A 20913-nucleotide genomic window follows, 5' to 3' on the forward strand; every position below is an offset into this window, starting at 1 on the left:
GAGTCCAGTAAGTCAACTGGTAATCTTGTACACCAGCATCAAATGTTTGTGCCATAGTTAAATGCTCCCTTTATGGTTGGAGTTGAATTAAATTCGATGTACATAATAGAGACCGTGTAATGCAATGACCAATTGAAAGGTCTCACAGTACTTATTGAATATTCTCTATATGTGTCTATATACTCATTTATAAGAATCGCCTTATAACAACATCATCTTGTGTTTAAACTTTGATTTTATTCATTTTTTTAGCACCACTAGACATATCTAAAACCGTGTTTTAGAGCCATTTCTAATTAACCTTCATACAAAATAATTACTTACAATCAAAATTTTCTTAAAAAGTTCAGGGAGTTTTTTATACAAACCAACCCTACTTATCCACATATTTAATTTTGACTTGCTAAAGCAACACCATGAAAAAATCGAATATCGCTTTTAAATCTTATAGATAGCGCACACGAAGACGTTTCAAAAACAATGACAACCGATAAGTTATCCACAGAGATAAACCATCAGTTTGTGGATAACTTGTGGAATGGCAGTGTACAAAATTTAATTGAATCGCTAGCCACTTTTCAGTGACCTGAAAACGAAAAAACCCCGATGTAGCTGAACTACATCGGGGTTTCTTAACTTTCGCTAATCAGTAATTGATTAGTTTACAGTTTGGTCTAGCTCACCAGCAGCGTAACGCGCTTGCATTGTTTCAAGACCAAGAGACTTGATCTTAGAAGCGTGACCAGCACAACCGAATGCTTCGAAACGCGCTTTACAGATTTCCATCATCGCGTTCTCAGCAGCGTTGTAGAACTTACGAGGGTCGAAGTTAGATGGATTTTCTTGTAGGTGTTTACGGATCGCACCAGTAGAAGCCATACGTAGGTCAGTATCGATGTTAACTTTACGAACACCGTGCTTGATACCTTCAACGATTGCTTCAACAGGAACACCGTAAGTCGCGCCCATGTCACCACCGTAGTTGTTGATGATGTCTAGCCATTCTTCTGGAACAGAAGAAGAACCGTGCATTACGATGTGAGTATCAGGGATACGCGCGTGGATCTTAGCGATTTGGTCGATTTTAAGAACGTCGTCAGAAGGCTTAGAAGTAAATTTGTAAGCACCGTGAGAAGTACCAACCGCAACTGCTAGACAGTCAACGTTAGTATCTTTAACGAACTGAGCCGCTTCTTCAGGATCAGTTAGAAGTTGTGAGTGATCTAGCTCTTCATCAGAACCGTGACCATCTTCTTCACCCATTTTTCCAGTTTCTAGTGAACCTAGGCAACCTAGCTCACCTTCAACAGATACACCACCAGCGTGAGCAATTTTAACTACTTCAGCTGTGATACCTGCGTTGTACTCGTAAGAAGCAGGAGTCTTCATGTCAGCTTCTAGAGAACCGTCCATCATTACAGACGTGAAACCAGATTGGATAGCGCGTAGACAAACACCTACATCAGAACCGTGGTCTTGGTGCATAACTACTGGAATGTGTGGGTACATTTCAGTTGCTGCTTCAACCATGTGACGTAGCATTGGCTCACCAGCGTACTTACGAGCACCAGCAGAACCCTGAAGGATTACTGGAGAATCACAAGCGTCCGCAGCGCGCATGATTGCACGTACTTGTTCCATGTTGTTTACGTTAAACGCAGGCATACCAAAACCGTGTTCTGCTGCGTAGTCCATTAATTCACGAAGTGTAATCATCGCCATGTGCGAGACTCCTCTTGTTGGTTTCAAAAATTAGTTTTCAAAAAAGTTTAGCTATTCTAGCAGGCTTTAAATTGCCCGCCAAATATAAAAATCGCTGAGATTTTAATCCCAGCGATAGAAAAAGATAATTAGTCGACCTTAACGATTTCCATCATATTAGTGCCGCCCATTTGTCCGCGCTGCTCACCACGAGTGAACAGAATCATGTCGCCAGTCGCAACTAACTTATGGTATTTAAGATGTTCGATTACAGCATCTTTAACTTCATCGTTATCCATCTCTGCATAAGAGATTGATGACGGGTACACACCACGATACAAAGTTACTTTACGACGCGTTTCAACGTGTGGAGTCAATGCAATGATTGGCTTACCAGATGAAATACGCGACATCAACAATGCCGTATTACCAGATTCAGTCAATGCGGCGATACAAGCGATGTTCATATGATTCGCTGCATACATAGCCGACATAGCGATGGTTTCATCAACCGCGGTGAACGACTCATCGATACGGTGTGTCGACTCACGTGCAGAACGTTGTTTTTCTGCTTCGCGACAGATACGACCCATGGTTTCGATTACCAAGCTAGGTGAACGACCCGTCGCGGTCTCACCAGAAAGCATTACCGCATCAGTTCCATCCATAACCGCGTTTGCTACGTCAAAGACTTCAGCACGAGTCGGAATTGCATTTTCGATCATGGTTTCCATCATCTGCGTTGCCGTGATAGTGACACGGTTCAACTGACGTGAACGCTTGATCATTTTCTTCTGTAGTGCAGGAAGTTGCGCATCACCCACTTCAACACCCAAGTCACCACGCGCAATCATGATAACGTCAGACGCTAAGATAATACCGTCAAGGGTTGCATCATCCGCAACCGCTTCCGCACGTTCAACCTTAGATACGATTGCACAGTTCAAACCGGCTTTTTGCGCCAGTGAACGACAATATTCGACATCTTCTGCAGAACGAGGGAATGAAAGCGCTAGGTAGTCAGCATTGATTTCCGCTGCCGTGATAATGTCTTCTTTATCTTTATCAGTCAGTGCTGCCGCAGACAGACCGCCACCAGAAAGGTTGATCCCTTTATTGTTTGACAATGCGCCACCAACGATAACCGTTGTATTTACACGCTCACCTTCAACGTTATCCACTTGGAAAACCAAACGACCATCATCCAACAGTAGTTTGTCACCCGGCTTAACATCGTAAGGAAGGTTTTTATAAGTCAGACCAACTTCATGCTGGTTACCATCGTTGGTACCGACATTGTTATCTAGTGCAAACTTATCACCATCGTTTAGGAATACTTTGTCTTCCGCAAAACGCGTGATACGGATTTTAGGACCTTGCAAGTCAACTAGAACACCGACTTCACGGTCATATTTAGCCGCAAGCTCACGAACGCGCTGCGCACGTCCTTTATGCTCTTCCGGATTACCGTGCGACATATTGATACGCACTACATCCAGACCGGCTTCGATCATTTTTTCTAATTCACCCTCGCGATCAGTCGCAGGGCCAAGTGTTGCTACGATTTTTGTACGACGCAAACCATTCGCTGCCATTGAATAGATTTCCTTATCAATTGTGCTTGCAGTAGGTCAAAGATGTCTCGCGAAATAGTCTTACCGCCGAAACTCCACAGCCAGTATTGGCTGGGGCTGCGATAAAATTACTTAACGAGTCACCCTTCATTCTCTGACAAGCAGTATTAAAAAAATTAAGTGTTAAAAAACTAGGATGATTACCGAGCCGCAGAAAGCGACCCGGTAAGTTCAACTAAAATTATTTAGCTGCTGCTTCTTCAAGCATTGCTACTGCAGGTAGCTTTTTGCCTTCTAGGAATTCTAGGAAAGCACCACCACCAGTAGAGATGTAAGAAACTTTATCTGCGATGTCATACTTGTCGATTGCCGCTAGCGTGTCACCACCACCAGCGATAGAGAACGCTGAAGACTCTGCGATTGCCATAGAAACCGCTTTCGTCCCTTCACCGAACTGATCGAACTCGAATACACCAACTGGACCGTTCCATACAACCGTACCAGCGTTTTTGATGATTTCAGCCAGCTCAGCTGCTGAATCAGGACCGATATCGAAAATCATATCGTCATCAGCTGTTGCAGAAGCCGCTTTAGTTTCTGCTGCCGCAGTTTCAGAGAACTCTTTACCAGTAACAACGTCAGACGCTAGAGGAATCGCCGCACCACGACCTTCCATGATTTCGTTCAGCTTGTTACAAGTAGGGATTAGGTCCGCTTCATATAGAGACTTACCTACTGGGTGACCAGCCGCTGCGATGAACGTGTTAGCAATACCACCACCAACAACTAGCTGATCAACTTTCTCAGATAGAGATTCAAGAACAGTCAATTTAGTAGAAACTTTAGAACCACCTACGATCGCTACTAGAGGACGTGCTGGGTTGTTTAGTGCTTTACCTAGCGCATCAAGCTCAGCCGCTAGAAGAGGACCTGCACACGCAGTTGGAGCAAATGCACCAGCACCGTGAGTAGAAGCTTGCGCACGGTGAGCTGTACCGAAAGCATCCATTACATAGATATCACAAAGTGCTGCGTATTTTTTAGATAGGTCTTCAGCATTTTTCTTCTCACCAACGTTGAAACGAACGTTTTCTAGAAGAACGATTTCGCCGTCAGCCACTTCAACACCACCATCTAGGTAATCTTTAACTAGACGAACTTCTTTACCTAATTTTTCAGAAAGATCTGCAGCAACAGGAGCTAGAGAGAACTCTTCCGCATATTCACCTTCAGTCGGACGACCTAAGTGAGACATAAGCATTACTTTCGCACCCGCTTCAGCTGCCATCTTCATAGTTGGCAATGAAGCACGGATACGCGCATCAGAAGTTACTTTACCGTCTTTAACTGGAACGTTTAGGTCTTCACGAATTAGAACGCGCTTACCAGCTAAATCAAGATCAGACATCTTTAATACAGACATGATGAGTCCTCATAGTTTTAAAGTTAACTGCCACCGCAGTGGCACAGGATTTTAATTAAATTTGCTTCTCAACTCTCAAATTAGAAACTCGAAAACTGACAAGAAAATTTAATTTAGAGAGCCGATAAAACAACTCTCTAAACCAGCAAGCTCTTTCAAGAGTGAGGTGAGTTCGAGGCAGACCGAAGGAAGTTTACTAGAGTAAACGACTGGCAGGTCTAACAAAGAAATCACCCACTATTGGGAGAACCCCAAGGGTAACAACTATTAGTTGTTACCTACATGGCGTACAACACGCATCATGTTGCAAGTATAACCATACTCGTTGTCATACCAAGCAACACACTTAACGAAAGTAGAATCTAGAGCGATACCCGCGTTAGCGTCGAAGATAGATGGGTGAGAATCACCACGGTAGTCAGTAGAAACAGTCGCTTCTTCGTTGTAACCTAGAACACCCGCTAGTTCACCTTCAGATGCTGCTTTCATTGCTGCACAGATTTCTTCCATAGAAGTTTCTTTGTTTAGCTCAACCGTTAGGTCAACAACAGAAACGTCAGAAGTCGGTACACGGAAAGCCATACCAGTTAGTTTACCGTTTAGCTCAGGTAGTACTTTACCTACCGCTTTCGCTGCACCAGTTGAAGATGGGATGATATTCTCAAGAATACCACGACCACCGCGCCAGTCTTTCATTGAAGGACCGTCAACCGTTTTTTGAGTTGCAGTTGCCGCGTGAACAGTCGTCATAAGACCACGCTTGATACCGAAGTTATCGTTAAGTACTTTAGCCATCGGCGCAAGACCGTTAGTTGTACAAGACGCTGCAGAAACGATTGCTTGACCAGCGTAGTCGTTGTGGTTAACACCGTAAACGAACATTGGAGTCGCATCTTTAGAAGGCGCTGATTGAACAACTTTCTTCGCACCAGCATCGATGTGAGCTTGGCAAGTTTCTTCAGTTAGGAAGAAACCAGTACATTCGATAACTAGATCCGCACCAACATCAGACCATGCTAGGTCAGCTGGGTTACGCTCTGCAGTGATACGAATAGTTTTACCGTTAACAACTAGGTTACCGTCTACAACTTCAACCGTACCGTCGAAACGACCGTGTACTGAGTCATACTTAAGCATGTACGCTAGATACTCAGGATCTAGTAGATCGTTGATTGCTACAACTTCGATGTCTTGGAAGTCTTTAGCTGCTGCACGGAAAGCCATACGACCGATACGGCCAAAACCATTGATACCAACTTTAATTGTCATTATCGTTTTCTCCAAATTACACCACACTGAATTTAGTGCGGTTTCTTTCTTTAAAATAAAAATGTTATTTCGTTAGCTGATCTCTCAACCAACTTAAAATTCTTAATAATCGTTTAGCTCTCGACTGAGCAAGGCGATCATTTTAATTTGCTGCTAGGGCTGGCGAATTCTAGGCGGGCTGCAGGAGTGTATTGAAATACACGACTGCCAAGCCCAACACCGAAGTCGCCGCTCTAGCAGATGAATTATTTACCTAGAACTTTGTTACAAGTTGCTACAACGTTCTCAACAGTGAATCCGAACATTTCAAATAGTTCGTTAGCTGGAGCAGACTCACCGAAAGTCGTCATACCAACAACATCACCGTCTAGACCAACATACTTGTACCAGCAATCTTTAACGCCCGCTTCAACCGCTACGCGCTTAACACCAGGGATAAGAACAGAATCTTTATAGGCTTGATCTTGCTCGTCGAAAGCGTCAGTACATGGCATAGAAACAACACGTACGTTTGCATCCATTGCTTCAGCAGACTCAACCGCTAGACCCACTTCAGAACCGGTCGCGATGATGATTAGGTCAGGCGTACCTTCGCAATCCTTAAGAACGTAACCACCTTTCTCGATGTTCGCAACTTGCTCAGCAGTACGAGACATTGGCTCAAGCGCTTGACGAGAGAATACTAGAGCAGTCGGTGCATCACCACGCATCATAGCAATTTTCCAAGACACAGCTGATTCAACCGCGTCACAACCACGCCAAGTTTGGAAGTTAGGGATAACACGCATCGTTGCTAGCTGTTCAACTGGCTGGTGTGTAGGACCATCTTCACCTAGACCGATAGAGTCGTGAGTGTAAACATAGATCGTACCGATTTTCATCAGTGCAGACATACGTAGAGCGTTACGCATGAATTCCATGAACATGAAGAAAGTACCACCGAATACTTTGAAACCACCGTGAAGAACCATACCGTTCATCATGTGAGCCATACCGAATTCACGAACACCCCAAGATAGGTAGTTACCGTTTGCGTTTTCGCGGTTAACCTTAACCATCTTCGACCAGTTAGTCAGGTTAGAACCAGTCAAGTCAGCAGAACCACCGAACATTTCCGGAAGGATTTCACCCAGTTTTTCAATTGCTTTTTGAGACGCTTGACGAGAAGCGATTTTTGGAGACTCTTCTTGAGTCTGAGCAATGAACGCATCCATTTCAACTTCGAAGTTAGCAGGAAGATCACCCGCCATACGACGCTCGAACTCAGCTGCTTCAGCTGGGAATGCTGCTTTATAAGCTGCAAACTTGTCGTTCCAAGCCGCTTCGTCAGTCGCACCTTGTTCTTTGTGATCCCAACCAGCGTAAACATCTTCTGGAATTTCAAATGGACCAGCAGTCCAACCAAGCTCTTTACGAACTAGATCGATTTCTTCGTCACCTAGTGGCGCGCCGTGGCAAGAGTAAGTACCACACTTGTTCGGAGAACCGTAACCGATAACTGTCTTAGTACAGATCAAAGATGGCTTGTCTGTTACTGACTTAGCTTCTTCGATTGCCGCGTTGATCGCGTCCGCATCGTGACCATCAACGTTAGGAATAACGTGCCAGTCATAAGCGTTGAAACGACCAGGAACACCTTTTTCCATCCAGTCACCGATGTTACCGTCGATAGAGATGTCGTTGTCATCCCAGAAAGCGATCAGTTTACCTAGACCTAACGTACCCGCCATTGCACACGCTTCGTGTGAAAGACCTTCCATCAAACAACCGTCACCCATGAACACATAAGTGTGGTGGTCTACGATTTCGTGACCAGGCTTGTTGAATTGTGCAGCAAGCGTGCGCTCAGCAATCGCCATACCTACAGCGTTAGTGATACCTTGACCTAGAGGACCAGTCGTCGTCTCGATACCTTCTGCATAACCGTATTCCGGGTGACCAGCAGTCTTAGCGTGTAGCTGACGGAACTGCTTGATGTCTTCCATGCTTAGGTCGAAACCTGTCAGGTGTAGTAGAGAGTAAATAAGCATTGAGCCGTGACCGTTAGAAAGAACGAAACGGTCGCGATCCGCCCAATTTGCATTGGTCGGGTTGTATTTCATGTGGCTGTTCCACAATACTTCAGCGATGTCCGCCATCCCCATTGGTGCACCTGGGTGACCAGAATTGGCTTTTTGAACCGCGTCCATACTTAAAGCGCGGATAGCGTTAGCTAAATCTCTACGAGTTGCCATAGATTTTCCTCAATTTTTATAAAAAATTCGGTTACTGTGAAGCTGTCTTACTAGCGGTTTTTCGAGTATTTTCAGAACCTTAAGGCTCTCCACAGGGTAAATTTGGACGCATATTCTCTCTCAAATTAACGTTTGCATCAAGTTTTCTTATCTGAGCAGCCATAAAATTTATTTTTTACTACTCAGTAAATTTCATTAAAAATCAGCTATCTAGCGTATCCACGAATACAAAAACACAAGCTATTGGATTCGATTAGCAATAATTATTTAATGAAATATCGTCCAAGAAATCGGTTTTATTCTGCCTGCTGGAAAAATCAGAGAGATGACCGCTGGATGACAAAAAGATGACAGTCGAATTAGAATCCGGCACAAAAAAACCGAGTTTACCTGACCATTGCAAGGCCATCGGAAAACTCGGATTATCCACCAGACCTTAAGACTTACTTCCTTGATGCATCTGATGATGCTGTCCCTGCATTTTCAGTAATAACTGTTCGTACAGTGAGAGCATTGATGGAATCACTAAAAGGATCAGTAAAGTCGAGAACATCAACCCAAACGCAATCGCCGTCGCCATTGGGATCAGGAACTGCGCCTGCAACGATGTCTCAAACAGTAACGGCGTCAAGCCGGCAATCGTCGTCAACGATGTTAGCAACACTGCTCGGACACGTTGTACTGCGGCTTCTTCCAAAGCTTCCTGAACTGACAAACCGGCTTCGCGTAACTGTTTATAGAAGCTGACCAAAATAATCGAGTCATTAACCACAATCCCCGAGAGACCGAAGAAACCAAACAGTGAGAGGATTGTCATATCAATCCCCATCCACCAATGACCCATAATCGCGCCGACCAAACCGAATGGAATCGCCATCATTACCACTAAAGGCCAGCCGTAAGAACCAAACACCCACGCCAAAACAATATAAATCATCGATAGACCAATCAGTAGACCGATTTTCATATCGCCCATGGTTTCCGCTTGACGTGCATTTTGTCCTTCCAATGAATAATTGATTCCGTATTTCAACTGAAGCTCAGGCAAAGTGGTTTGCTGCAATGTTTGCAAAATCAGGTTGGCGTTATTAACCGTTTTGTCGACTTCGCCAACCACTGTCACCGCTAGCTGGCCGTCAACATGGCGCATAATGTCAAAACCGCGCTGAGTCTGCCACGAAGCAACAATACTCAAAGGCACTCTTTCACCGGATGGCGCTACCACTTGCATCGAATTCAAACTCGCCAATGTCGCTTGCTGCTGACGAGGATATTGCAGGCGTACTTCAACCTCATCTTCCGAATCGGTGAAAATCTGTACCAAACGACCGGAAAAGGCATCTGACAACTGTCGGCCCAACGACAGATAAGTAAAGCCAAGCGCCTCGCCTTGCGGGGTCAATTGATACACCAACTGATCGCGGCCGAATGGCAAATCGTCTCGAATCGCTGACACACCGTTAATTTGATTGAGTACCTCCTGCAACTCGATCGACGCCTGCTTAAGCTTTTGCGGTTCCGCACCACTCAAGCGAATATCGACATCACTACCCGGCGGCCCCATTCTAGGCGCTTCGATGGTTAACACGTCCAATCCCGGAACTGTGCCGGCTTTCTCGTGCCAGACGCGAATAAACTCAGCATTACGGGTTTCGCGCTGATCCGGCTCTTCTAATTGAATATTAATACCGGAAAAGTTCGGACCGCTCTGGCGACTGGTTTTGTTGTAATGCACCACCGCCGTTTTCAAAATGCCCGGTTCCAATTCTTGCTCGGTTTCCAATAATGCCTGATAAAGGTGCTCAACATAACGGCTAGACACTTCCGATGGAGTACCGGCTACAAAACGCGCATCCGCTGAAAGCTTGGTCGATTCCGGCGACGGAAAAAACACAAAACCAAGACGCCCGCCAGCTAAAAGAGCGATGACGAAGATCATCATCGCCACTGCAGAACTAATGGTGATAGAACGGTGCGCCAGACACCAACGCACTACCGAACGGAATTGATGATGCCGAAAATGGTCAATTGCACCGTCTAGTTTATAACGCACTGATCCTTTTTCCGGCGGCTGCACCTTGTGTAATGCATGACGTAAGTGCCCCGGTAAAACCGTAAAACTTTCCAACAAAGAAGCGAAAATCACCGCAATAATCACCAATGGAATCGCAAATAGGATATTGCCCATTTCACCGCCAATCATCATTAACGGCAAAAACGCCGCCACCGTGGTCAGTGACGATGCGGTCACCGGCCCAAGCATGCGATGCGCACCGCCTTCTGCCGCCTGCAAAGCAGGTTCACCACGCTCGTGATGAGCAAGCGCGTCCTCCCCCACAACAATGGCATCATCGACGATAATCCCCAGCGCCATAATCAAGCCGAATAGGCTGACCATATTGATCGAACCGCCGGCCAAATAAAGAATCATCAAGGTTGCCATAAACGACACCGGAATGCCGACCGCGACCCAAAAAGCCACCCGACCGTGCATAAAGATATACAGAATGAGCACCACCAGAATCAGACCTCCGACCCCGTTATTGACCAGCAGCATAATTCGTTGATTGACCAGCGACCAAGTTTCGTCGTAGACCTCGAATTTTACGCCTTGCGGCAATTGCGGTTCAGTTTCCAATAACCAGTTCTGCATAATCTTTGACGATTTCAAGGTATCGCCGCTTTCGGCACGTTGCAGCTGCATCTCAATAGCCGGATAGCCGCCAACCATAATGTATGGCGCGTTTTTCTGCGGTCGGCGTTCAATATTAGCAATTTCACCAAGAGTGATATTTTCACTAGCACTATTCAGAATCGGCGTCTGCGCAAACTGCATCTCGTCGCGTTTCTGTTGCAAAGCACGCAACTCTCGCACGGAATCGTCATCGCCAACCGTACCGGCCGGATAATCGCGACTCATTGCCGACAGTTGATTACCAATGGTTTCCAGCGAAAGATTGTATTGCTCTAACTTCTGCTGAGAAACTTCTACCGCCATCTCCTCAGTCGGCAAGCCGGTGTAGTTGATTTTGTCGATACCACGGTCTAACAATTCACGCTCGAACTGCCGCACCAATGGCCGCAACTCATCCAGAGAACCATTTTCGCTAATCACCAACAAGCGCGCTACAGGTTCATAGCGCACCACCCTTTCTATAACAGGCACCTGAATATCTTGCGGTAAATTCCGCAACTCATTGACCCGTTGGTTTATCTGGTCAATCGCTTCAATCATATTGGTGCCTTGCTTAAATTTAAGCGTCACCACCGATGAGCTTTGCGATGAAGTGGAGGTCATTTCATCCAAGTTATCGAGATTACGTAAAACTCGCTCAATCGGGTCGGTTACCGACTTTTCTACATCCTCGGCATTCGCCCCCGGCCAGACCACGCGCACCGATGCATAATCCAGTTCAAAATTAGGGAAAAACTGCACATTGAGCTTCATCAGAGCAACAATCCCAGCCAGAATCATCACAATCATCAACAGGTTTGGCGCCACCTTATGACGCGCAAAAACACCAATCATCCCATGCGATTTGAAACGTTTCTGCGGAATCTCATAATCGTGATCAGGGTCAGCTATAGTAGGACTTTTATTGTCAGCCATTACTCCACCTCAGCCACTTTCAAACCATTGATAGCATTTGGCAGATGAGTCACGAGCACTTTCATCCCGTTTTGTAATTGCGGCGCACTCACTAGCGCCTGCAATTTACCGTTATGCATGACTTCGCCTTGTAGAGAAACCTGCATCGACTGCAAGCGCTGATCCTCAATCACATAAATCCGGTTATTGCCGTAAACCGCACTATAAGGCACAGCAGCCACTTGTGATTGCACTCGGCCTTGCAGATAAATCTCCATCAATTCACCTGGACGCTTCTGATGCAACTCATTCGGTACGGCAAAATAAGCATCCACCCCACTGGTTGTCGCCTGACCGGCCAAGCGCTTCATTGGCATACTGACTCTTTGCGCATTATCACTGTCAATATAGGCTTGTAGCGGCTGACCATTATCCAGAGCTTGTTGTGCCTGAGGCAGCGAATTAGCAGGCAACTTCGCTTTCAGCTCCAAGCTATCCAAGCTATAAAAACTGACCATTACCGCACCGGTATTCACTCTATCGCCAACACTAACACCCACCGAAGAAATTCGTCCGGCAAACGGCGCTTTAACCACCGCTCGCTGTTGATTTAATTTAGCCTGCTCAAGAGCCGTCAACGCTTTTTGCAAACGAGCCTGTAGCTGCGAAAGCTGGGCATCACTCTGCTTAACCGCTAAATCAGCACCAACCACGACATACTCTTGACGCACCAAAGCCTCTTTAGCAGTATCCACCGCCGATTGCGAGGCAAGGTTTTTCTTTAATAGCGATTTCGCTCTTTGCAAAGCTTCTTGCTTCAAACCCAAAACTTTTTGTTCATGCTCAAGTCGCTGATGATTCGCTTCAATCGTCAACTTTTGTAGTTGCAACTGTGCTCGCGCATCGGCAACATCAGCTTGCGCCTGTTGCAATAGAATCGAAACATCTTGATTCGATAACGCCACTAACAACTGGCCTTTTTTGATCTCATCCCCCGGTAAAACGGCTACTTTTTCGACCACTGCAGAAATCGGCGCCGCCGCCTGCACCAAAGCATTTGATTCAACTTCTCCATACAGGGTTTGTACCGCGGAAATACTCTGTAATTGCACCGTTAGAGCATCCACCGACCAGACCTTTTCACTCACTTGAACCGGTGGCTGTTGCGGCTTGGAATTTTTCATATACACAAAAGTGCCGATCGCGAGACCGATAATCAATACCGGCACAAGTCGTTTCAGTAGCTTACTCATAGTTGCAAAATCTGCCTTTTCTCAACCCAACAATAGGGGCATATTCTTTGTTAGTTAAATTTAATCCCGCCATTCTACCGCACTCTTTTTTCCTTACCGTGACAAACAAAGTGCAAACAATATTGAGCTTGCTTGATATACCGATTTTTTACTTGCATCATCCATAACGCTAGTACTGCAAAAAATCTACTATTTTGAAGCTTTCTGCCAAATAAACATTGTCATTGCATCGATATTAATATAATTTATTAGGACATAAAAACCTAAATAATAACCATTACAATCATTGGCAAAACCAAATCGTTTTAAGTCTTTAGGAGAAACACATGAAAAAGTTCATTATTGCAGGGCTACTGAGTTCATTGGCATTCAGCACACAAGCTTCCGAAATCAGTGCCGATCAGCAAGAAGCACGTAGCATTGTTAAAGAATTCGGCGGCCAACTGGTTCCTGCACTGAAAGGCGCAATGAAATCCGGTGGTCCGGTTGCGGCTATCGATGTTTGCAACACCAAAGCACCGGCAATCGCTAAAGGACTGACCGAGAAGCACGCTCCTTGGAACGTAAATCGCGTTAGCCTTAAGCCTCGCGGAGCAACGGCAACACCAGATGCTTGGGAAACCGAAACCCTAAAATGGTTCGATGAGCAGATTGCCGCAGGCGCAGACCCGAAAAAATTAGAGAAATTCGAAATTGTCAAAGTTGATGGTAAGGAAACCACTCGTTATATGAAACCGGTAATGACCGGCGGACTATGTCTAACTTGTCACGGCACAGCAAAACAAATTCCGGAAGGCGTTAAAGCCAAACTAGCAGACCTTTATCCAAACGATAAAGCCATTGACTATAGCGAAGGCCAAGTTCGCGGCGCTTTCAGCTTTCAGAAGTAAATCAATAAGCTTTTGATAACTTTTCGGCAAGGCGGCAAGCCTTGCCATAAACCTCTCGCAATTGACTCATTTTATTTCTTAATCTAACGCATCAAAGCACAACTTTTCCTTACAAAATTTAAAGTTTTTCTGTAGTCGACTTCACCAAATTGCTAAATTAATCCAATTGAACTTTTATCTTTGGGAGAGGTTCGGATGCAGATAGTGCAAGCAGAAAACCTAGTTAAATCCTACCAAGTCGGCGAGCAACAAGTCACCGCCATTGAGCAAGCCAATTTCACCATTAATCAAGGCGCTTTCGTCTCCTTTGTCGGTCCTTCGGGTAGCGGCAAAAGCACACTGCTGAATATGCTTGGCTGTCTAGATCAACCGAGCTCCGGTAGACTGCTCATTAACCAAACTGACACCAGTACCCTGAACCGAAGCCAAGCAGCGCAATTTCGCGGCGAACACATCGGCTTTATCTTTCAAGATTTCAATCTAATCCCTGTCCTGACAGTCGAAGAGAATATCGAATACCCATTACTAATGGTGCAAAACCGACCGCTAGCGGAACGCCGCGCCCGAGTTAATTCATTAATGGAAGCGGTCGGCATCAGTGAACAGGCCAAGAAATTTCCCAACCAACTTTCCGGCGGCCAGAAACAACGCGTCGCCATTGCTCGCGCACTCGCCTCGCAAGCAAAACTCGTACTTGCCGATGAACCAACCGCCAATCTCGACCACGCCACCGCCTTTCGGATTATCGACTTGATGAAACAGATGCGCGATGACTACGCCACCACCTTTATCTTCTCGACCCACGACAGCAAAATCATGAATGCCGCCGAAAGCCTATTTATTCTTGAAGACGGCAAAGTCAGCGAACAGAAAAACGGAGACGCAAAATGAAAACCTTGAAAATTGCTCTTCGCAATCTACTGCGCTATCAACGTCGTACGCTCCTGACCACGCTACTCATTACACTTGGCGTGGTGGCCATGTTGTTATTCGTCAGTGCTGCCGGCTCCTTTAAAAGCATGATGGTCGGGCAAATTACCGATTCCATGCTCGGCCACCTGCAAATCCACAAAAAAGGTTATGTTTCCTCCATTGATAGCTTGCCGCTAACAATGAATATGAAAGCGAAAATGGTGGAGAAAGTCGAACAAGAACTCGAACAGATTGAATCCGTCAGTGCTTGGTCGCCACGCCTGAAATTCGGCGCCATGTTCAGTAATTTCAAAGAGACTACCAGTATTCGCCTGAACGGTATCCTACCGGATAAAGAAATCGCCGCTTGCCCCGATTTACCAAAACGTATTCTCGGCGATCAACCGGAAACTTTTTTACCGGAAGGCAGCATTATCCTGCCGGAATTGATTGCCAAAGGCTTAAAGGTCAAAGCTGGCGACAGTATTGTTTTGGTCGCCACTAATCGAGACGGTTCGGTCAATGGCATGAATTTCACGGTAAATGCCATTTTAGAAGGGCTTTCCGGCCCGGGTGGCCGCGATGGTTATATCCACCTGAAAGACGCTCAACAACTGTTGCGAACCGACTCCGGTGAAATCAGCGAAATCGCCTTACGCCTCGACAATCCGGATAAAGAGAAAGCGGTCTTACAACAGCTACAAAAAACATTAGGGAAGATGCAAAACCAACAAGGTAAACCGGCGTTTGAAATCCATAGCTGGGAGAAACTGTCGCCGTTTGCCAATATCGCCAATATGATTGATTTAATGACGCTGTTTATCAAAATCATGCTAGCAGCAATTGTCTTGATTAGCGTCATGAACGTTATGGTGATGGCGGTCTACGAAAGGGTTCGTGAAATCGGCACCCTTGCCGCTATGGGTACGCAACCACGCACGATTCTCGGCCTGTTTATTACTGAAGGCTTTCTGCTCGGCGTGCTCGGTTCGATTATCGGCGTAGCAATTAGTCTATTACTGACTGTGATTCTGCAATATGCCGAAATTACATTTAATTTCGGACGCCAGAGCGGTTTAGTACTTGAACCGCATTTGCAATTGGCTGATGTCTTATTTGCCAGCGCAATTGTTATTATGGCTGCCGTATTGGCTAGTCTGCAACCGGCTTGGAAAGCGGCACAACTTAATCCGGTCGATGCCCTGCGAGCGAACTAGAAAGGAAACCGTATGCTATTCACCCGACGTTTTATTGTCCTAATCTTGTTTGCATTGAGCTATAACGCTATTGCTAATGAACAAGCGAATCAATTGCTGCAAGAAGTTGATCGCAATCTGCAACCGCAGAGCTATGAGATGTATCGCAAGCTGATTAATATCGAACCGGACGGCACCGAAAAATCGTTTGTGCTCTACACCCTGAAGAAAGGCAAAGACAAAATGCTGGCGCTGTTTCTCGACCCGGCCAGCGAACGCGGTCGTTCCAGTTTGCGTCTTGGCGAGAATATGTGGCTGTATATCCCGAATGTCGGCAAACCGCTGCGCATTACCAGCCTGCAATCCGTGGTTGGCGGCGTCTTCAATAACTCCGATATTATGCAGCTCGACTACAGCGTTGAATACGATGCACAAAGTCTGCAAGAAGACAACGAACAGCTTCTGCTTGATTTAAAAGCGAAAAGCCGCAGCGTCGCTTATGACCGATTAAAAATGTGGGTCGATAAAACTTATAAAGTACCAATGAAAATCGAGGCCTACTCTGCCAGTGGCATGCTAATAAAAACCCTGCACTACAGTAAAATCAAAGACTTCGGTAATGGCTACCAGCGTCCGGCAATCCTGCAAACCGATAGCCCGCTATATCAAGGCTATAAATCAGTGATGTTATTCGACGGGATCAAACCTCGTGAACTACAGGAGCAAGTCTTCAGCCTTGACTATATGGACAAGGTCGGCGAGTTACGCGAATGAAACCCAGCACTTTGGTCAAACAATTCATCTTAATGAGCTTTTTCGGATCAAGCATATCTGCACATGCCGATAGCAATGATTTTAGTTTTGACTTAAGTGCTTATCAGAAAAAACCTTATGAAATTTCCGGCCACTTTGATCTGCAAGCGAGTGTTAGCCGCATTGACCAAAACAGTGCCGCCAGCGTTTTAACCTACGGCTCAAATCCTCCTAAATCACTGAGCCAATACTACAGCGAGCTAGAATTTAGTGGTTTATATCGCGCAGGCGACAGTACCTTAAATTGGCAAACATTGGCACAACTTGAAAACAGCAACCTCCCCAACTTAGAAACTAAATCAAAAATCACTTTCCAGCAGCTTTATGCACACTTCTCGGTCAGCCAAAAATGGCAAATCGACCTTGGTAAAAAAACAGTCAAATGGGGCAAAAGCTATGCTTGGAATCCAGTCGGTTTTATCGAATATACTAAGAACCCGGAAGATCCAGAATTAAGCCGCGAAGGGTTTGTGATGACTGCGTTGAATTATCAGCAAGGCTCCATCGGCGCATGGAAAAACCTTAGCCACAGTCTATACCTATTACCGCGCAACCGGGACATTAACAGTGAATTAAATGCCGACAGCGGTATGACCATTGCTTTCAAAAGCAGTTTACTAATTGAACAGACTGATTTGGACTTCTACCTACGTTACGATTCCGCATCGAATGCATCAAGCCAACAAGCGTTCGGTTTTAGCTTTGCCAGCAACCTCTCCTCGAACCTTGAGATACACGGTGATTTTGCTTATCTAAAGAACGCCGACAGCTGGCAATGGAACAGCAATCAGCTGTCGCCACAAACGCAAAATCTTTGGCAACAAGTAATTGGCCTACGCTATCTCGATCAACACGATATTACTTGGATTCTCGAATGGCTACATCAACCGCAAGCTCTGGCAAGTAGCGACCTACACGAATTCAATCAACAAATATTAGAATCAACCATTCCGCAAACGCAATTTGCCAAAACCATTTTCAATCAACCGACTGCATTGCAAAATCAGTTCTATCTAAAAGCGAGTCAAAAAGATTGGCTCGGTATTGTCTATCTAAACGCGTCTCTGTCGTTGCTCTTTAACCCTTCAGACAAGAGTTTCGCACTCACTCCAGAATGGATTTACCAGCCTGCCAAAAATCACGAACTGCGTTTAAGAACCAGTTGGCTGCAAGGGCAGCAATTTACTCAATATGGTGAAAAACTCGCCGATTACAAACTCGACATTCGCTGGCGTTATTACTACTAGGAAACGCAGAACAAGCTCTCACCAGTCGTTCTACAGCTAAAAGCTAATTTTCTACGCTTTTTATTTGCATTCTTTTAACTTCAGGATAAAATGTTAATTATTCACATTTTTAAACAGAGAGAAAATCAATGCCTCTACAAAAGATCATCATCGCCACTTTGGCATTCGCCGCGCTAACCGTACCGGTCAAAGTATTTGCGCAATCTCTGCCGGCACTGTACTGGAATCTAGGTTACGGCAATATCGAAACCAAAAATCCAAAACTGAATCTAGATATTGTGACCGCCACTTTTGGCGCCGATCTTTCTAAGTATCTAGCAATTGAAGGCTATCTCGGCACCGGCATCGGTACTGCAAAATACAATACCGGAAGCACCACACTCGAAGCGAATATCAACTCGATCTACGGTATTAACTTAAAACCGAAATACGCTGTCACAAAGAATCTAACCTTATTCGCGAATGCAGGTTATCGCCGAGCGGAAGAAGATTTGAAAGATACCGCTAGCGCGGCTAAAGCAACGATTACTAGCGATGGTTGGCTGGTAGGTTTAGGCGGCGAGTACAAGGTAACCGAAAGTTTCTATGTAAACACGTCTTATAACCTGATGGAAACGAATGATAACGATAACGCCAACCTTTTCACCGTCGGCTTCGGCCAACAATTTTAGAGGCGGTGGCAGAACCTAATTATTAATTTGCAACAGACCCTAACCCTTCTCTTCATTTAGTTGTCTCTTTTAGCCGGCCATTCTACATCTCTCAATGTCCGGCACTTTTTGAAAAAAGGTTAATCACCAACACCCCAAGCAAGATCAATACAATTCCCAAAACGGCTGGCCAATCCAGTTTTTGGTCATACATAAACCACGCAATCACCGAAATAAAGACAATCCCCAAGCCTGCCCACACCGCATAGGCAATGCCGATAGGAATCTGTTTTAAACTCAACGCCAGAAAATAAAATGCCACAGCATAACCAGTGACCACAATAAGCGTCGGAATTAAACGCGTAAAACCTTCACTTGCTTTTAAGGCTGAGGTGGCAATCACTTCGGCAATGGTGGCGATGAGAAGAAAAACCCAAAATTTCACTTATTATTTCCTATACTTCAATATCAATCGGCTTAGCACTTTTAAAAGCAGTTTCCAATTTGTCATACAACATTTCCAGCGTATCGCCGGTGCTATATTCAACTACCGCAATATGCTGACCACGTAATTTTTTCTGCAATTTCTGCGCTACAATCAAGGCTGCATCGATTCCTGAATGGGTCGCTAAAACAGCATACCGATTATCATCCAATTTGCCGAAATAATCAGAGCTTCGTAACGTTGGCAAAATTCGCTTTTTCACCAATTTCGGATTGTCCACTTCAAATGCCAGTAACGCAAAGTTCTGTTGATAGCGTTGTGAACGCGCCATCTCTTTTTCAATCAAATCTTCAAAGACGAGCGTATTATAAGCCTGCGTCAGCCTGTCTTTTTGCAACATCTTTTTCAATTCCTGACGGGCATCCATAGTCGATAATACATTGCCGTCATTTGCCTTATCCAGCGCAAAACCAGCCGAATGATAACGAAGATAGGGAATCAACAGCGCGGTATTGATGAACAACGACAAAATCACCACACCAAGCACGATCGACATAAAGGCCTCTTTATAGAGAAAATCATCCGGCAGAGAAAAAGCCATAATAATTGCCAGGCCGCCTTTCATTCCAGCCAAAGTCAAAGCCCCGGTCCAGCGTTGCGGATGGGCTCGCCACCATGCCAAAGGTGCAATCACCAGCAGGCGAATCACCGTCGTCAAAGCGAACACCAATAGAATTTCCAGGTGATACTGCCACAACTGCGCCAAATCGACCACACTGGCAATGGCTACGAAAATCACCCCATTGGCAAATAGCCCTAAATAATGCGCCTCCTTCCGGTAAGCACGGAAGCTGACCGAGGAGGCACTTTCGCTATTCAGAAAACTATACAGAGCGTAGCGATCAAGCTTTTTATACTGGCCTTCTTTATCAAACAGATATTTAAACAGCAGGATAGTAACCACCACGCCGAGAATGCCGGAAACTTCCAGATGTTCGCCGATAATAAACGCCAAACTAGCCATGATATATAAGGTCAGAAACTGTTCGACGCTGTCCTTAAAAAACTTAAACGCATAGTAACCGGCAACGCCGATAACCAAGCCGACCAATAGCGACTCGAAAAACATCTTGCCAAGCACCAGATGCAAATTGGATAAGGTAAACTCTTGACCGGAAATCAGCGGTAGAGCGATAAAGAAGAAGATAATCATCGCGGTGATGTCATTGAACAGACTCTCGCCTTCCGCATACAGCTTGAGTTTTTCCGGTAGCTTGAAATGCCCGAAAATCGACGATACCGAGACCACATCAGTCGCCATTAAAGGCACGAACAACGCCAACAGAATACCAATCGTAAAATGATATTCAGGCAATACCCACAAGGTAACCCCAATTGCCATTGCAATAGCCATCACAACAGCAAAAAGCGATAGATAAACAATCGCCACAAGATTATTACGCAACTCGCTTCGCGACACCCCCAAAACATCGGGAATCAGAATAATCGGTAGCATTAGATAGACAATTTCCGGAAAAAAATCGCCAAAGGCGGCGAGATCAAACCAGAAGTTCGCCAGATAAGCCAAGACAATCGAGCCCAAGGCAAACGGTAGTTTGATACGCTCCTCAAGAAAGCGCGCCAGCAAAACCACCGAGAGGATAATAGTAAATAGCAGAAGCATTAGCGTGTCCTTAGCCGAATGCTTCTATTTAAC

General features: G+C 45.4%; 15 protein-coding genes. 6 read left to right on the forward strand and 9 right to left on the reverse strand.

The window, feature by feature from the left end:
• Positions 1-657: 657 nt before the first annotated feature.
• The 7 genes from fba to J3998_RS02405 all read right to left on the reverse strand — a co-directional run bounded on the left by fba (position 658) and on the right by J3998_RS02405 (position 13043).
• Complete coding sequence (gene fba / locus J3998_RS02375) at positions 658-1722, reverse strand: class II fructose-bisphosphate aldolase (protein WP_208147329.1); 1065 nt, start codon at positions 1720-1722, stop codon at positions 658-660.
• 128 nt (positions 1723-1850) lie between these two features.
• Positions 1851-3296 (reverse strand): pyruvate kinase, encoded by a 1446-nt coding sequence (gene pyk, locus J3998_RS02380; protein WP_208147331.1) that lies wholly within the window; start codon positions 3294-3296, stop codon positions 1851-1853.
• A 220-nt stretch (positions 3297-3516) separates the two neighbouring features.
• Positions 3517-4698 (reverse strand): phosphoglycerate kinase, encoded by a 1182-nt coding sequence (locus J3998_RS02385; protein WP_208147333.1) that lies wholly within the window; start codon positions 4696-4698, stop codon positions 3517-3519.
• Between the two features lie 267 nt (positions 4699-4965).
• Positions 4966-5967 carry a type I glyceraldehyde-3-phosphate dehydrogenase gene (gene gap, locus J3998_RS02390; RefSeq protein ID WP_208147341.1) on the reverse strand — a complete coding sequence of 334 codons (1002 nt, stop codon included), beginning with the start codon at positions 5965-5967 and terminating at the stop codon, positions 4966-4968.
• Positions 5968-6212: 245 nt separating this feature from the next.
• Positions 6213-8201: a transketolase gene (gene tkt / locus J3998_RS02395; protein ID WP_208147342.1), complete on the reverse strand. Its 1989-nt coding sequence runs from the start codon at positions 8199-8201 to the stop codon at positions 6213-6215.
• Positions 8202-8637: 436 nt separating this feature from the next.
• A complete protein-coding gene (locus J3998_RS02400) occupies positions 8638-11811 on the reverse strand; it encodes an efflux RND transporter permease subunit (protein WP_208147343.1) in 3174 nt (1057 codons plus the stop codon).
• Positions 11811-13043 (reverse strand): efflux RND transporter periplasmic adaptor subunit, encoded by a 1233-nt coding sequence (locus J3998_RS02405; RefSeq protein WP_208147344.1) that lies wholly within the window; start codon positions 13041-13043, stop codon positions 11811-11813. The genes J3998_RS02400 and J3998_RS02405 overlap by 1 nt, the downstream gene beginning before the upstream one ends.
• A gap of 326 nt (positions 13044-13369) precedes the next feature.
• Between J3998_RS02405 and J3998_RS02410 the strand changes: the two genes are divergently transcribed.
• The 6 genes from J3998_RS02410 (at position 13370) to J3998_RS02435 (ending at position 18772) form a co-directional block, all read left to right on the forward strand.
• Positions 13370-13933: a Tll0287-like domain-containing protein gene (locus tag J3998_RS02410; RefSeq protein ID WP_208147350.1), complete on the forward strand. Its 564-nt coding sequence runs from the start codon at positions 13370-13372 to the stop codon at positions 13931-13933.
• 195 nt (positions 13934-14128) lie between these two features.
• Positions 14129-14824 (forward strand): ABC transporter ATP-binding protein, encoded by a 696-nt coding sequence (locus J3998_RS02415; protein WP_208147352.1) that lies wholly within the window; start codon positions 14129-14131, stop codon positions 14822-14824.
• On the forward strand, positions 14821-16062 hold the full coding sequence (locus J3998_RS02420) for an ABC transporter permease (RefSeq protein WP_208147355.1): 1242 nt from the start codon (positions 14821-14823) through the stop codon (positions 16060-16062). Before J3998_RS02415 ends, J3998_RS02420 begins: the two co-directional genes overlap by 4 nt.
• A 12-nt stretch (positions 16063-16074) precedes the next feature.
• Positions 16075-16815, forward strand: a complete 741-nt coding sequence (locus tag J3998_RS02425) for an outer membrane lipoprotein-sorting protein (protein ID WP_208147356.1) — start codon at positions 16075-16077, stop codon at positions 16813-16815.
• Positions 16812-18101 carry a hypothetical protein gene (locus J3998_RS02430; protein ID WP_208147358.1) on the forward strand — a complete coding sequence of 430 codons (1290 nt, stop codon included), beginning with the start codon at positions 16812-16814 and terminating at the stop codon, positions 18099-18101. Before J3998_RS02425 ends, J3998_RS02430 begins: the two co-directional genes overlap by 4 nt.
• Positions 18102-18229: 128 nt before the next feature.
• The gene (locus tag J3998_RS02435; protein WP_208147359.1) at positions 18230-18772 is read left to right on the forward strand and encodes an outer membrane beta-barrel protein; all 543 of its coding nucleotides are present in this window, start codon (positions 18230-18232) and stop codon (positions 18770-18772) included.
• Between the two features lie 91 nt (positions 18773-18863).
• On the opposite strand, the gene J3998_RS02440 is transcribed toward J3998_RS02435, so the two are convergent.
• On the reverse strand, positions 18864-19196 hold the full coding sequence (locus J3998_RS02440; RefSeq protein ID WP_208147361.1) for an SMR family transporter: 333 nt from the start codon (positions 19194-19196) through the stop codon (positions 18864-18866).
• Between the two features lie 10 nt (positions 19197-19206).
• On the reverse strand, positions 19207-20880 hold the full coding sequence (locus tag J3998_RS02445) for a cation:proton antiporter domain-containing protein (protein WP_208147381.1): 1674 nt from the start codon (positions 20878-20880) through the stop codon (positions 19207-19209).
• Between the last annotated feature and the right edge of the window lie 33 nt (positions 20881-20913).

The organism is Thiomicrorhabdus marina, assembly GCF_017571465.1.
GTDB lineage: Bacteria > Pseudomonadota > Gammaproteobacteria > Thiomicrospirales > Thiomicrospiraceae > Thiomicrorhabdus > Thiomicrorhabdus marina.

Bases quoted from the DNA above. Each gene is read 5' to 3' on its own strand.
- fba (WP_208147329.1), bottom strand. From the start codon at position 1,722: ATGGCGATGATTACACTTCGTGAATTAATGGACTACGCAGCAGAACAC.
- pyk (WP_208147331.1), bottom strand. From the start codon at position 3,296: ATGGCAGCGAATGGTTTGCGTCGTACAAAAATCGTAGCAACACTTGGC.
- J3998_RS02385 (WP_208147333.1), bottom strand. From the start codon at position 4,698: ATGTCTGTATTAAAGATGTCTGATCTTGATTTAGCTGGTAAGCGCGTT.
- gap (WP_208147341.1), bottom strand. From the start codon at position 5,967: ATGACAATTAAAGTTGGTATCAATGGTTTTGGCCGTATCGGTCGTATG.
- tkt (WP_208147342.1), bottom strand. From the start codon at position 8,201: ATGGCAACTCGTAGAGATTTAGCTAACGCTATCCGCGCTTTAAGTATG.
- J3998_RS02400 (WP_208147343.1), bottom strand. From the start codon at position 11,811: ATGGCTGACAATAAAAGTCCTACTATAGCTGACCCTGATCACGATTAT.
- J3998_RS02405 (WP_208147344.1), bottom strand. From the start codon at position 13,043: ATGAGTAAGCTACTGAAACGACTTGTGCCGGTATTGATTATCGGTCTC.
- J3998_RS02410 (WP_208147350.1), top strand. From the start codon at position 13,370: ATGAAAAAGTTCATTATTGCAGGGCTACTGAGTTCATTGGCATTCAGC.
- J3998_RS02415 (WP_208147352.1), top strand. From the start codon at position 14,129: ATGCAGATAGTGCAAGCAGAAAACCTAGTTAAATCCTACCAAGTCGGC.
- J3998_RS02420 (WP_208147355.1), top strand. From the start codon at position 14,821: ATGAAAACCTTGAAAATTGCTCTTCGCAATCTACTGCGCTATCAACGT.
- J3998_RS02425 (WP_208147356.1), top strand. From the start codon at position 16,075: ATGCTATTCACCCGACGTTTTATTGTCCTAATCTTGTTTGCATTGAGC.
- J3998_RS02430 (WP_208147358.1), top strand. From the start codon at position 16,812: ATGAAACCCAGCACTTTGGTCAAACAATTCATCTTAATGAGCTTTTTC.
- J3998_RS02435 (WP_208147359.1), top strand. From the start codon at position 18,230: ATGCCTCTACAAAAGATCATCATCGCCACTTTGGCATTCGCCGCGCTA.
- J3998_RS02445 (WP_208147381.1), bottom strand. From the start codon at position 20,880: ATGCTTCTGCTATTTACTATTATCCTCTCGGTGGTTTTGCTGGCGCGC.